Below are 13,989 nucleotides of genomic sequence, written 5' to 3' on the forward strand. Positions count from 1 at the left end.
GTCAGGCCCGCGGGGCGAACGTGATCGAGTTGTCGGGCTGGATGCTGAGCGAGAAGGTCACGTCGAACGGCACCGACGCGTCGAGCGTGGTCACGGTTCCGTCGTAGAGCGAGCGGATGTCGACCGCGATGCGTGCGCTGCCCGCGGCGTTCGGCACCACCCAGGTGTTCTGCCCGGCCAGGATCGTGAGCGTCGGGTAGTGCTCGATCGACCAGGCCGGGTCGGAGGCGATGCGGTCGTTGACGTCTTGCCCGAACGGGCAGCCGGGCGGATAGAGCACCGGCTGGGCGGCGCAGTCGTCGAGGAAGTCGTCGACCGTGTTCTGCACCCGGTCGAGAAAGCGGGTGGTCGGCTGCACGTCGACGATCGCGCTCACCGTGCTCGAGGTGGCGGTGACGGCGGCCGACACCGGCCTCGCCCCGAGGTACTCCGAGTCGTGCGAGAGCACGTAGAGGCTCGGCACGAGCACCTGGTAGCGCTCGGTGGCGTGGAAGGCGGCGGGGTCGGATGTCGCCACCTCGGCGGTGCCGGCGGTGAACTCGCCCGCGTGCGAGACGGTGACGCCGAGCGTCGCGGTCGGCGCGCGACGGAACTGCCACTCGGGAAAGAACAGCCAGCTGGTGCCGCTCTGCTCGACGTCGAACTCCGTCTGCCCTCGCGCCGTGCGCTGATCGAGCCCGGTGAGTGTGTAGGAGTAGACGATGCGGTGCCATCCCGGCGCGATCTCGGTGTCGCTCACCGCGTGGATGTCGGTGACGGTGCCGATCGCATCCGGTGACACCAGGGCGGCCTCGCCGGTGCCGGGCTCGTCGTCGGTGGCGAGATCGACCCCCGGCATGTCGAGGGCGCCGGCGACGTCGTGCTGCGCGAGCGTGTGGAGGTAGATGCGCACGAACGCCGAGGCGCTGAACAGCTCGCGGTTCAGGATGCCGACGGCCGAGAACGCGGCCGCGACCGTCAGCAGGAAGATCCCCGCCCAGATCACGATGGAGCGGTGGAGCGCGGTGCGCTCGTCCCCGTCCGCCGAACTCATGTGCACAGTTTAGGCGGGCCCCCGATCCGGGCCTCGCGCGGCAGGTACATTGGGGTGTTGCCTCCGCCCCCGCGAAAGGATTGCCCCCGATGGTGCGCCCCACTCTCTCTGCCGAGCAGCAGCGGGTGTTCGAGCTGATCGAGGGCACCCGCAAGCACGTGTTCGTGACGGGCCGGGCGGGCACCGGCAAGTCGACCCTGCTCAACCACCTGTCGTGGAACACCGAGAAGCAACTCGTGATCTCGGCGCCTACCGGTGTCGCCGCGCTGAACGTGGGCGGGCAGACCATCCACTCGCTGTTCCGCCTGCCGATCGGGGTCATCGCCGATCACGACATCGAGCAGAACGCCGAGGTGCGCAAGCTGCTGAACACCATCGACACGCTCGTCATCGACGAGGTGTCGATGGTGAACGCCGACCTGATGGATGCGATCGACCGGTCGCTGCGCCAGGCCCGGCAGCGGCCGCTCGAGGCGTTCGGCGGGGTGCAGGTGGTGCTGTTCGGCGACCCCTACCAGCTGGCGCCGGTGCCGGGCGACGGCGACGAGCGCGCCTACTTCGCCGACCACTACCGCTCGATGTGGTTCTTCGACGCCAAGGTCTGGCAGGAGACCGACCTGGCCATCGTCGAGCTCACCGAGATCCATCGCCAGCACGACGACGACTTCAAGTTCATGCTCAACGCGGTGCGCTTCGGCATGGTCACGAAGGAGATCGCGGATGCGCTGAACGGCGCGGGCGCACGATCCCCCGCTCCCGAGACAGCCATCACCCTGGCCACCCGAAACGACGCCGTGAACCGCATCAACCAGAGCGCGCTCGCCCGCCTGCCCGGCCGCGTGCTCAGTGCCAAGGCCGAGATCAGCGGCGACTTCGGCGGCCGCACCTACCCGGCCGACGTGAACCTCGAGCTCAAGGTCGGCGCCCAGGTGATGTTCCTGCGCAACGACGCCGATCAGCGCTGGGTGAACGGCACGGTCGGCACGGTGACGAAGATCGATTCCACGGTGTTCGTCGACGTCGACGGCGAGGTGCACGAGGTCGATCCGGTGGCGTGGGAGAAATACCGCTACTCCTACGCGCCCGAGTCGAAGCAGCTGAGCAAAGAGGTGATCGGCGAGTTCACCCAGTTCCCATTGAGGCTGGCCTGGGCCGTCACCATCCACAAGTCGCAGGGGCAGACCTACGACGAGGCGATCGTCGACCTCGGGTCACGCGTGTTCAGCCCCGGGCAGACCTACGTGGCGCTCAGCCGGCTCACCTCGCTCGAGGGCCTCTATCTCACGCGGCCGCTCCGGCCGAGCGACATCATCGTCGATCAGGCCGTGCTGCAGTTCATGCAGCGAAGGCGCGGGGCGGCCTAGCCACTACTCTTCTCACAAGAGAGGGAGCTCATGGCAACGCTGCTGTATCGAATCGGACGATTCGCCGCCCGACGGAGCATCGCCGTCATCGTGGGCTGGGTCGTCATCCTCGGGCTCGCGATCACCGGCGCGCAGGTTCTCGGAGGCACCCTCTCGACGTCGTTCGAGATTCCGGGCACCGAGTCGCAGCAGGCGATCGACATGCTCGACCAGCGCTTTCCCCAGGCCAGTGGTGGCTCGGCGAAGGTCATCTTCGTCGCCCCCGACGGCGAGAGCATCACCGGCTTCGAACCGCAGATCGACGCATCCGTCGCCAGCCTGACCACCCTCGACCATGTCACGAGCGTGGCCGGCCCGTTCGACTCCGGCGACGAGAATCAGATCTCCGACGACGGCGGCATGGCGTTCGCCACCATCCAGTACGACGTGCCCACCACCTCGCTCACCACCGCCGACGACGAGGCCGTGGTCGCAGCCGGCGACGCCGCCGCGACGGGCGGCGTGACGGTGGCCTATTCGAACGTGGCCGATCCTCCCGAGGCCGGCATCGACTACACCGAGGTGATCGGCCTCGTCGTGGCCTTCATCGTGCTGCTGCTCACCTTCGGCTCGTTGCTGGCGGCGGGCATGCCCCTCGTCACCGCCGTGATCGGCGTCGGCCTCACCACCACGGCCATCACGATCGCCTCGGGCTTCGTCGACATCTCGTCGACCGCTCCCCTGCTGGCGACCATGCTCGGCCTCGCGGTCGGCATCGACTACGCCCTGTTCATCGTGTCGCGACACCGGGCCCAGCTCATCCGGGGCATGGATCCGAAAGAATCGGCCGCGGTGGCCGTGTCGACCGCGGGCAGCGCGGTGGTGTTCGCGGCGCTCACCGTGATCATCGCGTTGCTCGGCCTCTCGGTGGTGCAGATCCCGTTCCTCACCGTGATGGGGGTGGGGGCGGCGATCTCGGTGGTGATCGCCGTGATCGTCGCGCTCACGCTGCTGCCCGCGTTCATGGGCCTGCTAGGCCGCCGGATGACGCCGAAGCCCACGTCGCGGGCCGCGAAGCGAGAGCTCGCCGCCGACGGCACGCACCGCACCCTCGGCGCCCGCTGGGTGGCGCTCGTGACGGCCAAACCCGTCATCACCATCGCGGTCGTGGTGATGGGGCTCGTGATCGTGGCCCTCCCGGCCGGGTCGATGCGGCTCACGCTGCCCGACGCCGGCTACGACCCGGTCGGTTCGCAGTCGCGCGAGGGCTACGACCTGCTGGCGGAGGGGTTCGGGCCCGGCTTCAACGGCCCGCTGCTCGTGACCGCCGACATCAGCAAGACCCTCGACATCAATGGCGCCCTCACCGCCCTCCACGACCAGTTCACGGGGCTCGACGACGTGGTGTCGGTGAGTCAGGCCGTGCCGAACGCCACCGCCGACATGGCGATCGTGTCGATCATCCCGGCCAGCGCGCCCGATTCGGTGCAGACCGAAGACCTCGTGAACACCATCCGCTCCGAGGCTGCGGCGTTCGACGCGAAGAACGGTTTCACCTACCAGGTGACCGGCACGACCGCGCTCGGCATCGACGTGTCGGCCCGGCTCGCCGACGCCCTGCTGCCCTTCGCGGTCGTGGTCGTGGGGCTCTGCATCATCCTGCTCACCATCGTCTTCCGCTCGCTGGCCGTGCCGATCTCGGCCACGATCGGCTACCTGCTGTCGGTGGGCGCCTCGTTCGGCATCGTGACGGCGATCTTCGAGTGGGGCTGGCTGGCCGACCTGTTCGGTGTGGCGAAGGTGGGGCCGGTGATCAGCTTCTTCCCCATCCTCTTGATGGCCGTGCTGTTCGGGCTCGCGATGGACTACCAGGTGTTCCTGGTGTCGCGCATGCGCGAGGAGTTCGTGAAGACGGGCGACCCGCACGTCGCCGTGCGCCATGGCTTCATCGGGGCCGCGCGCGTGGTGACCGCGGCGGCCTGCATCATGTTCGCCGTGTTCGCGTCGTTCGTGCCGGGCGGCAACGCGGTGCTGCAGCCGATCGCCCTCGGGCTCGCGGCCGGCGTCTTCGTCGACGCGTTCCTCGTGCGCATGACGTTCATCCCGGCGCTCATGATGGTGCTCGGGCGCATCGGGTGGGCGCTGCCGGGGCCGCTTCGGCGCGTGCTGCCGAACGTCGACCTCGAGGGCGAGGGCGTGCGCGAGATGCTCGACGCGACCGCATGGCGCCCGCTCGACGACGCCGGGCAGCCGTTCGCGGTGGCCGCCGAGCGAGCGGTCGTCGACGCCGCCGCCGCGGCATCCGTCACCGTGCAGGCGCGGGCGGGCGACCTGGTGCTCGTCACGGGCGCGGCCACGACGAATCCGGATGCCGTCGTCGCCGCGTTGGCCGGCCGCCAGCGTGTGCTCTCGGGCCATCTTCGCGTGCTCGATCGCCCGCTGCCGTTCGAGGCATCGGCGCTCCGGCGGCAGAGCGTGCTGGTCGTGCGGCCGGTCGGGGCCGACGACCCGGCCGCGGCGGCGCGCCTGCCGCTGCCGCCGGGCGCCCTCAGCGTGCTCGAACGACTCCGACGCGACCTCGGTGACGAGCTCGACGATCTGTGGGGCGCCGCTGTGGCTGCCGAGTGGACCTACCAGGTCGCGCTCGCGGCGGTCTCGAGGGCGAGAATCGTGGCGATCGACGGCACCGGCCTGCCGACCGCCCACCTGCAGCACGCGCTCAGCATCGTGAACCAGGCGCTGCCGCTCGGCACCACCGTGGCCGTGGCCCACCACGGAGCACGCCTCGAGATGGGCGTGCGGCCGGTCGTGGTGGTGGAGTTGCGGCCCACGCCGGCGGTGCCCGAGCCCGTGCTGCAGCCGGCTGAGCTCGTCTCCCCACCGCCCATCGGCGACATCCCCGACGATCCGTCTCCCAGCCCAGAGAATCCGTCTCCCAGCCCAGAGAAGAGGTGACCGCATGACCCGCCTGTCCTCCCTGGTGCGCCGCGGTGACACCGGCACCCTGTCGCCCGTCGCCCGGCGCGTCGCCATCGCGCTCGCCGTGCTGACCCCTTGCTCATCGCCGGTGTGGCGGTGACGGCCCTGGTGACGCCCAGCCAGTCCGCCGCCTCGGCGACCGGCCCCGCTCTGCCGGCGGCCGTCGTCAACCTCGACCAGATGGTGCAGGTCGAGCAGAACGGCACCGAGACGCCCTTCCTGGCGGGCAAGCTGCTCGTGAGCGAACTCACCTCCGGAACCTCGGGGCAGGGTTTCACGTGGAACGTGACGGATGCCGACACCGCGTCGTCGGGGCTGGAATCGGGTCGGTTCGCGGCCGTCGTGACCATTCCGCCCGCGTTCTCGGCGTCGTACGTGTCGATCTCGAGCACCGACCCGGTGCAGGCGCAGCTGCAGGTGCAGACGAACGGCGCCAACAGCTACGTCACCGAGATGCTCGCCAGCGCCCTGTCGTCTGATCTGCAGGCGGCCCTGTCGACCCAGGCGACGAAGCAGTTCGTGTCGACGACGCTGGGCGCCTTCACGACTCTCAACGCCTCGATCGGGCAGGCGGCGACGGCGGCCGACGAACTCGCCGGCGGTGCGGGCAAGCTGTCGACCGGCGCCGACCAGCTCGCCACGGGCAGCGCCGAACTGGCGACCGGCATGGCCACCGCCGCGCGCGGCGGAGCGGAGCTCGACACGGGGGCGCAATCGCTCGCCGGGGGCCTCGCGACCATCAGCGCCGCCACCACCGATCTGCCCACCTACGCCCAGGAGCTCGCCGACGGCACCGGACTCGTGGAGGGCGGCATCGGCCTGTTGCGCGTCAACGTGGGCGAGCAGGCGGTGCGCGCCGGCACGATGGCCGGCGATCAGCGCACGACCGTGATCGACCCGATCCGGGCACTGGCTGAGAACCTGCCCGACGACCCGGAGGCCATCCGGGCGGAGCTGCTGCGCATCGAGGGCAACGCAGCGGCGGTGCGCGACACGGCCGATCGACTCACCCTCGGGCTGGCGTTCGACACCCTCGGCGGCGCGGCGCTCGAATACGGCGCCGGGGTGGTGCGCACCGGGCAGCAGGCCTTCGCCGACGACCTGCCCCAGCTCACCGACGGCCTCGCGCGTGCCTCGTCGGGGGCGGCGCAACTGGCGGTCGGCACGAGCGGGCTCGCCACGGGTCTCGGGCAACTGTCGAGCGGAGCCGCCCAGCTCGCGTCAGGCACCGCGCAACTCGCCCCGGGAGCGGCGCAACTGGCTTCGGGCACCGCGCAACTCGCCGGGGGCCTCCACCAGGCGACGGCGGCCATCCCCACCTACACGACCGATCAGCAGGCTGCCATCTCGACGGTGGTCTCGACCCCGATCGTGACCCGGCAGTCCGACATCGCGGCCCTGCCGAGCCCCGCGGCCGCCATCGCCGCGGTCGCCGTGCCGATGGCGCTCTGGATCGGCGCGTTCGCGATCTACCTCATGCTGACGCCGTTCACGCGGCGCGCGCTCGCGTCGAGCGCGTCGACCGTGCGGGTGGTGATCGGGTCGCTCGTGCCGGCGGTCGTGCTGGGCCTCGTGCAGGCGGCGATCGTCGCGCTGGTGCTGTTCTTCGTGGGCGCGGCTCCCGCGCACGTGGCCGGGAGCATCGCGTTCTCGCTGTTCATGTCGTTCGCGTTCGTGACCCTGCACCAGGGACTCGTGGCGCTCTTCGGGCAAGCAGGGCGCCTGCTCTCGCTCGCCCTCGTGTTGGTGCAGGTGGCGGCGGCGGCCGTCATCATCCCCAACGGGCTGAGTTCACCGTTCTACACCGGGCTGTCGACGCTGCTGCCCTTGTCGCACGCGATCACGGGCATGCAGGCGCTGATCGGGGGTGGTTCGGCGGCGGCATCCGTGGCCGGCCAGGAGGCCCTGGTGCTGCTCGTGTTCGCCGCGATCGGGCTGGCGCTGAGCCTCATCGCAGTGACCAGGCGTCGCTCCCAAAGCCTCATAGTTCTCGCCGAGTTGCGCCAAAGTGCCCTTCCCCGCGCTGCTGAAGGGTAATTTGGCGCAACTCGGCGAAGGGGGGGGTCAGGCTACTGCGGTGGCCTTGGCGTCGGCGAGGTCGAGGAACAGCTCGGTGTTGAACCGGTAGGCCACCATCACCTCGTCGATCACGCGGTCGCGCTCCTTGTCGTCCCAGCCGACCGCGTCGAGCTGCGAGCGGTAGGTCTCTTTGAACTCCTTGGGCTTCGCGATGTCGCCGAAGAGGTAGAAGCCCACCCCGTTGGTCTCGAAGCCGAACTGCCGCTGCATGAGCGTGCGGATGATCTGGCCGCCCGACAGGTCGCCGAGGTAGCGCGTGTAGTGATGGGCGATGAAGCCGCCGTTCCAGGTGGCCGCGACCTCGTCGATTCGCCGCACGTAACGCGCCGTGGTGGGCAGCGGGGTCATCTGATCGCGCCAGTCCTCCCCGATCAGAAAGCGCAGGTCTTCTTCGATGGCCGGCAGCCGGGTGAGCTTCGGCGAGATGAAGGCGGCGGCGACCGGGTCGTTCTTCATGCGATCGGCGGCCGCCTCGAGCGCGTCGTAGATGAAGAAATGCTGCGCCACCAGCGCGATGTAATCGTCGCGCGTGCCTTTGCCGCTCATCAGGTCGGTCATGAAACCGGCGCCCTCGCTGTCGCTGTGGCCGGTCCAGGTGCGCTCACGAAGAGCTTGCGAGAAAGGGATCACTGCAGCCATACGCTCATTCCAAAACGAAGTTAGTGTGACCTAACTTTAGCGGCATGAGCCGGTCGGCAATCTAGGGGTTCCCGATGAATCGATCGTCAGTGTGGGCGCGGCTCGACGCCGAGCACCGCGCAGGCCTCGTCGTAGAGCGCCACGATCTCGCGCCTGACCTCGGCCCGCTCGGTGATGGCGCCGGCGGGCCAGGTGACGGATGCCGCGGTCGTGCGCTCGCCGACCGTCACGTTCCACACCCCCGCGTCGCCGTCGAGACCGGTCATCGTGGCGGCCGTCGCGGCCGGGTCGACGAAGGCGCGGGCGATCAGCAGGTTGTCGTCGGAGTGGTTGCCGTTCATGTGACGCAGGATCGCCTCGACGACCTCGGGTGCGAAAGTGCTCATGAGGGTTACCTTACTTGGCGGCGCGTCGGCCGAATCGCCGCTAGTCGAGCAGTTGCGCCTGCAGGAAGTAGGTCGACCGGACGAAGGCGAGGGCGGCGGCGTTCTTGTCGAGCAGCTCGAGCATCGTGGCGTTCGCGAACCCCTCGGCGGCCGCTGCATAGGTGTGTTGGGTGACCGGTGTTCCGTGCTCCTTCAGCCGGCTCACGAAGGCGTCGGCGTCGGCCTCCTCGCGCTGGGCCCACTCCCCGCTCGCGGGCCGATGCAGCAGCACCGGGCACGGGATGACGCCCGCCTCGTCGTCGCCGAGCACCGCGTAGTAGGCGACCACGGCATCCGCGGCCCCGCTCTGGGCCAGCCTCAAGGCGAACCTGCCGCCGAGCCCGAGCCCGATCAGGCCCACTCGGGCTGCGCCGTGGCCCCGGCCGAGGGCGACCGCGTCGTCGAGCGTGGCGAGCGCGAAGCCGTCGTCGGCGCGCGCCTCGAGATCTGCCGCGCCCTCGGCCTGCACCGTGGCGAGACCGTCGAAGAGGTCTGGAACCGCCACGTAGAAGCCCTGGTTGGCGAGCGATTTCGCATAGGCCTCGAGGTAGGGCAGCCGCCCGTAGGAATCGTGCACCAGCACGATGGCCGGCCGGCCCGGCTCACCGAACTCCAGCGGCCAGCCCGGGGAGGGGATGTCGACGAATTCGGCCACGTCATCCTCCGGTCGGTTGGGTCAATTCTGGCACGGCGACCGCATATACCGCCGCCCCAGACCGCGGGCGAGTGATGCGTGGCACCACGGCAGCCGAGCCAACCCGAGCAAAGTTCAGTAATAGCAGGGTGAGCGCTACGTAGTGACTACGTCGGCGGGTCGGTGTAGGAATGGTCTCCCGAGACCGGATCTCGACGTCGAGCTCCGGGTGAACCGTAGGGGATGGGAAACGCCGTGGTGGACGAGCCAGTGCCATACGTAGGGCGACGCAGCGAGTTGCAGCAAGCGCTGACTGCGCTTCGCGCGGGAGTAGGGGTGATCGTCACCGGCACCATCGGGTCGGGGCGAACCCGCTTCATGCGCGAAGTCGCGGATCGCTTGGGCGACCAGGTGCCGTCGAATCTCTGGGTGGGACACGACGTGCACCAGCTCGATGAGGCGCAGCTCGTTCGATTCGGTCGCGCCGTGCGCGCGGGCGAGATCGTTCCCCTCGCTTCCGCCCTGGCCGGACTCCGCCTGCCCGAAACGATCGAGCACCTTCGCAGCGAAGGCCTCCTGGTGGAGATCACGTTTCAAGCGCTGGCCGCCCGCGAGCTGCTGACGATCGCGGAGCTCCGCCTCGGCGGCCCACTGGATGCCGGAAGCATTCCGGTGTTCATCCCTGCTCGAGGCGGAGACCACGTCGCCGGCCTCAGTGAAGCCTTGGCAGTGGCGACCCGTGCCGGGGCGCTGACCGACACGGACGGGGTGTGGACGTTCACCGGACCGGTGCCGAAGAACGATGCCCTCCGTAGCCTTGTGTTCTCGCGGAGCACCGGCCAGGACGTCCGTTTGCTTCATCCGCACGCCGAGACCATCCTCGACGTGCTCAGTCTCGCGCCGGGCCTGACCCTGACCGCCGCCACGGAGATACTCGAGCGGCTCGACGTTCCTCGGGTCAGCGCCGAACGGGAACTCGAGGCTCTCGAAGAAGCCGGAATGGTCGATGTCACTGTGCTCTCCCATCCGCAGCTGCACATTCGCGACGGAGTCGACGAGCTCATCACCACGCTTGCGATCGCCGTTCTCCGACGGTGGCGGATCGCGTCGGCCATCACCGCGACGCTCTCGGCGAAGTCGGCCGACACGCTCACCGAGGGAGAACTCGTCGCTGTGGCGCAGCACAGCCTCGACCTCGGTCTGTCTCTGCCGGCCGCCACACTCACGCGGGCGGCCCGCGCTTCGCTGCGGACACCGAGCGCACTGCAGTCCTACCGGATCGCAACCGCAGCGGTCGATGCCAGAGGAGGGTTCGATGCCGAGATCGTGCTGGCCGCCGCGGAGGTGCAGGCCGGGTTCTCCGAGCAGGCTCTGGCGCGACTCACACGCCTGGCCGCCGAGGCGGGCGACGACGAGCAGCGCGCGGAAGCCCTTCAAGCTCTCAGCCGCCATGCCCGCGAGAGCACGAGGCAGGCGGCGGAACTCATCCCGGGAGAGGTCTTGGGCCAGCTCGCCCTCTCGGACGCGCGCCGCGACATCCTCCGGGGCCTCCAGCTCTACAACCTCGGCCGACCGTTCGAGGCGGCCGCGCTGATCACGGCCGCATTGCCCGAACTGGCCGGGGTCGAGCGAGCGGAGGCGTACTTTCACGTGGGCGCGACGGAGCTCATGCTCGGCCATGTCGCCCGAGCGTCCGACGCCTTCGACGAGGCCGAGGCCGCCTACACCGCGGAGGGAGCCGACGCGACACACGTGCACATGGTTCGTGCGAGCCTCAATGTCTTGCGGGGCCGCGCGGCCGAGTCCCTTCCGGTGCTCCTCGCGATCCGCGAAGCGGCCGGAGCGTTCGGGCAACCCGTCGCCCAGGCGCTGTGCGGATGGGGCATCGGTACGCTGCTGATGCATTGCGGCCGGGTCGAAGATGCCGTCGCGGAGTTCGAGTCGGCCATCGCCGTGCTGAAGAGCGCAGGTGTCGATCGCACACTCGCGCGCGTGCAGGCGGACCTCGCGGCCGCCCTCGCCCAAGCGGGTGACGCGGAGGGGGCGCGGGCCGCGCTCCCGGTCACCAGCGACAGCGACGACGGCGCCGAACCGGCGGTCTCTGGCCAGATCCTTCTGATCGAAGGATGGATCCTGGCCGCATCCGGTGACCTCGAGCACGCGCGAGAACGGATGATCCAGGCCGCAGACACGTACGCCGGCGGTGGCTTCCTGTTCTCGAGCTTCGCCGCCCTCATCGATGCCGGCCGAGTCGGGCCGGCACACGATCTGCTCGAGCGCATCGAGCAGCTCGGCGCCGACATGGACTGTGACTACGTCGACATGACCTTGAGCCTCGCGCGAGCGACGGCAGCCCGCGAGGTGTCGGACGCCTCAGACCGCACCGAGCTCGAAGAGACCAGGTCGCTCGCGGCCGAGTTCGACAGCGTCGGGTCGGCCGCGGCCGTCAGCGGCCATCAGTTCATCGCCGCGGAAGCATACGACCGCGCCGCGACCCTCCACCTTCGGGCGGGCGACAAGCGGCACGCTGCCGCCTCCGGGAGATTGCGTGATGAACGGATCGCCTTCGTCGGCTTGAAAAGCATGCCTCTGATCGCGGCGGCGCCGGCCAAGGAACTGTCGAGTCGGGAACTCGAGCTCGCCCGGCTGGCGGCATCGGGCATGCCCAACCGGGAGATCGCCGCGCGGCTCGTGCTCTCGGTTCGCACTGTGGAGACGCATCTTCAGACGGTCTACCGGAAGCTGGGTGTGCGCGGTCGCGCCGACCTCCGGGATGTGCTCTGACGCGCACGAAAGCGCCGAGCAGGATGGCGATGACCGCCGGTCTCAGCTCGTCCATGGGCGGCGGGTCAGGATGCCGCGAGCCCCTGCGCCCGCAGGTGGTTCACGTGCATCTCGGTCTGGGCGAGGGCAGACTGCAGGTAGAACCCGCGCAGGTTGTGCCAGCCGGCGCTCCAGTGCACGCGCTCCGCGATGCGCCAGATCGGCGCGTGCGGGTCGAGGCGCACGATCTCGGCGATCTCGGCCGAACGGGTGAGGTGGTGCTGCCGGGTGACCTCGACGCGCTCGGTGAGCCCGGTGAAGCGGTAGCCGTGGCCGGGAAACACCTCGTGATCGCCGAACGCGTCGATGGCGTCGAGCGAGCGCAGGTAGTCGCCCACCGGGTCGGCGGCGGGGCCCCCGAGCCCGAGGCCGGGGAAGACGGTGGGCAGCAGGTGGTCGCCTGTGAAGAGCACCCGCGAATCGGCGTCGACCACGCTGATGTGGCCGGGAGTGTGACCCGGGGTGTGCAGCACCCGGATGTCGCGGCCGGGGATGTCGAGCAGGTCTCCGGTCTCGAGCAGCCGATCCGCCTCGAACGGCGCCGAGGGTTCGCGCTGGGCGGCCCGCTCCGACACGGCCTCGAGCTCCGCCCGGCGTTCGGCCGGCACGCCCCACGCGTCGAGCCGCTCGGGGCGGGTCGCCGACCGCGCTCTGGTCTCTTCGGCCACGGCCACGAGCGCCGCCTGCTCGATGCGGTGCACGGCGACGGGCGCCCCGGAGTCGCGGCGGAGGCGCTCGGCGGCTCCGAGATGGTCGTGGTGCAGGTGCGTGACGGTGATCGACGAGATGTCGGCCGGGCTTGCACCGAGCCCGGCGAGGAACGCGACGAACCGCTCGTGGTTGGCGTCGGAGCCGAAGCCCGGATCGATGAGGTGCAGCCCTCCGCGGTCGTCGCGCAGCAGGTAGGTGAGCGTGTAGAGCGGTGAGTGCTCGCCCGGCATGGGCTGCGGCACCACCCAGAGCCCGTCGCGAGCCGCGGAGGGCTCAGGTGCGCGGCCGCCGGTGGTCTCGGCGTCGTATTCCGCCTGGCTCAGGGCCAGCATCACGGCAGGCGGGCGATGGTGTCGAGAAAGAGGCGGGCGTAGCGCGCAGCGTCGACGTCGAGGGCCACGTCGATCACGGCGGCCTCCCCACCGCCGCCATGGTGCACGTCTTCGCCCACCCGTCGCCGGCGGTCGACGATGGTCTGGCCCCGCCCGACCCCGGCCAGCTCGATCCGCACGGGATGGCGGCCGATGCGGAGCGCCTCGGGATCGACGAGGGCGCATAGAGCGCCGGCGTCGCCGATGTGCCCGCCATAGACCGGGCCCGCGGCATCCGTCGCCTGCTCCTCCTCGGGGTCGGCCATCTGCGAGTGCAGCAGGGCGGCGGTGAGCCGGCCCGATGCGGTGCCGCTCGCGGCGAGGGCGTCGGCGTCGGACTCGGCGATCACCACCTGGTTGAACACGTCGAGGCCGTACATGAACGCCGGCGCGCCGGAGTCGAGCACGATGGCGGCGGCCTCGGGGTCGTGCCACACGTTGAACTCGGCCACCGGGGTGGCGTTGCCGCCGCTCGCCGACCCGCCCATGAACAGGATGCGTGCGATGTGCGGCACGACGTCGGGGTATTGCCGCAGCAGCAGGGCGATGTTCGTCTGCGGGGCCAGCGCCACGATCGTCACGGGTTCGGTGGCGGCGAGCAGGGTGTCGCGCATCAGGTCGATGGCGTGACGGGGGTCGGGGGTGCGCTCCGACACCGGCAGACCGAGGTCGCCGAGACCGTCGACGCCGTGCACGTGCGACGACCGGGCGGGCTCGATCAGCGGGCGTCGCGACCCGGCGGCGACCGGAATGGCGGGCGCGTCGGCGATGTCGAGCACCTTCAGCGTGTTGGCCACCACGTTCTCGAGCGACGTATTGCCGGCGACGCATGTGATCGCGAGCACCTCGATGTCGGGGTGGGCGACGGCGAACAGGATGGCCATGGCGTCGTCGATGCCGGTGTCGACGTCGAGCAGTACAGGATGCGTCACGCCATCCAATCTAGCGGGGA

General features: G+C 70.1%; 10 protein-coding genes. 4 read left to right on the forward strand and 6 right to left on the reverse strand.

Features of this window, described 5'->3' with window-relative positions:
* Nucleotide 1: 1 nt before the first annotated feature.
* Nucleotides 2-1,033 (reverse strand): hypothetical protein, encoded by a 1,032-nt coding sequence (locus N1032_RS16855; protein WP_259540343.1) that lies wholly within the window; start codon nt 1,031-1,033, stop codon nt 2-4.
* An 89-nt stretch (nt 1,034-1,122) separates the two neighbouring features.
* On the opposite strand from N1032_RS16855, the gene N1032_RS16860 reads away from it, so the two are divergent.
* From N1032_RS16860 to N1032_RS16870, 3 genes are all read left to right on the forward strand, one after another.
* On the forward strand, nt 1,123-2,397 hold the full coding sequence (locus N1032_RS16860) for an ATP-dependent DNA helicase (protein WP_259540344.1): 1,275 nt from the start codon (nt 1,123-1,125) through the stop codon (nt 2,395-2,397).
* A 30-nt stretch (nt 2,398-2,427) separates the two neighbouring features.
* Entirely contained in the window at nt 2,428-5,331 is a 2,904-nt protein-coding gene (locus N1032_RS16865) for an MMPL family transporter (protein WP_259540345.1), read from the forward strand.
* 99 nt (nt 5,332-5,430) lie between these two features.
* Nucleotides 5,431-7,392 (forward strand): YhgE/Pip family protein, encoded by a 1,962-nt coding sequence (locus tag N1032_RS16870; RefSeq protein ID WP_259540346.1) that lies wholly within the window; start codon nt 5,431-5,433, stop codon nt 7,390-7,392.
* 27 nt (nt 7,393-7,419) lie between these two features.
* On the opposite strand, the gene N1032_RS16875 is transcribed toward N1032_RS16870, so the two are convergent.
* The 3 genes from N1032_RS16875 to N1032_RS16885 form a co-directional block, all read right to left on the reverse strand.
* Entirely contained in the window at nt 7,420-8,073 is a 654-nt protein-coding gene (locus tag N1032_RS16875; protein ID WP_259540347.1) for a biliverdin-producing heme oxygenase, read from the reverse strand.
* 86 nt (nt 8,074-8,159) lie between these two features.
* Nucleotides 8,160-8,459, reverse strand: coding sequence for a DUF2470 domain-containing protein (locus tag N1032_RS16880; protein WP_259540348.1), 300 nt, complete (start codon nt 8,457-8,459; stop codon nt 8,160-8,162).
* Between the two features lie 40 nt (nt 8,460-8,499).
* Nucleotides 8,500-9,153, reverse strand: a complete 654-nt coding sequence (locus tag N1032_RS16885; RefSeq protein WP_259540349.1) for a dienelactone hydrolase family protein — start codon at nt 9,151-9,153, stop codon at nt 8,500-8,502.
* Between the two features lie 249 nt (nt 9,154-9,402).
* Between N1032_RS16885 and N1032_RS16890 the strand changes: the two genes are divergently transcribed.
* Nucleotides 9,403-11,916: a helix-turn-helix transcriptional regulator gene (locus tag N1032_RS16890; RefSeq protein ID WP_259540350.1), complete on the forward strand. Its 2,514-nt coding sequence runs from the start codon at nt 9,403-9,405 to the stop codon at nt 11,914-11,916.
* 65 nt (nt 11,917-11,981) lie between these two features.
* Here the strand turns inward: N1032_RS16890 and N1032_RS16895 are convergent, their stop codons facing one another.
* Both N1032_RS16895 and N1032_RS16900 read right to left on the reverse strand, forming a co-directional pair.
* A complete protein-coding gene (locus N1032_RS16895; RefSeq protein ID WP_259540351.1) occupies nt 11,982-12,998 on the reverse strand; it encodes an MBL fold metallo-hydrolase in 1,017 nt (338 codons plus the stop codon).
* A complete protein-coding gene (locus N1032_RS16900) occupies nt 12,998-13,969 on the reverse strand; it encodes a nucleoside hydrolase (RefSeq protein ID WP_259540352.1) in 972 nt (323 codons plus the stop codon). Before N1032_RS16900 ends, N1032_RS16895 begins: the two co-directional genes overlap by 1 nt.
* Between the last annotated feature and the right edge of the window lie 20 nt (nt 13,970-13,989).

Origin of the sequence: Herbiconiux daphne (genome assembly GCF_024979295.1) — a bacterium.
In the GTDB taxonomy this organism is placed as follows: Bacteria; Actinomycetota; Actinomycetes; order Actinomycetales; family Microbacteriaceae; genus Herbiconiux; species Herbiconiux daphnes.

What these genes read in the sequence shown, in the direction of transcription:
- N1032_RS16865 (WP_259540345.1), top strand. Translation starts at nt 2,428, where the DNA reads ATGGCAACGCTGCTGTATCGAATCGGACGATTCGCCGCCCGACGGAGC.
- N1032_RS16860 (WP_259540344.1), top strand. Translation starts at nt 1,123, where the DNA reads ATGGTGCGCCCCACTCTCTCTGCCGAGCAGCAGCGGGTGTTCGAGCTG.
- N1032_RS16895 (WP_259540351.1), bottom strand. Translation starts at nt 12,998, where the DNA reads ATGCTGGCCCTGAGCCAGGCGGAATACGACGCCGAGACCACCGGCGGC.
- N1032_RS16880 (WP_259540348.1), bottom strand. Translation starts at nt 8,459, where the DNA reads ATGAGCACTTTCGCACCCGAGGTCGTCGAGGCGATCCTGCGTCACATG.
- N1032_RS16855 (WP_259540343.1), bottom strand. Translation starts at nt 1,033, where the DNA reads ATGAGTTCGGCGGACGGGGACGAGCGCACCGCGCTCCACCGCTCCATC.
- N1032_RS16875 (WP_259540347.1), bottom strand. Translation starts at nt 8,073, where the DNA reads ATGGCTGCAGTGATCCCTTTCTCGCAAGCTCTTCGTGAGCGCACCTGG.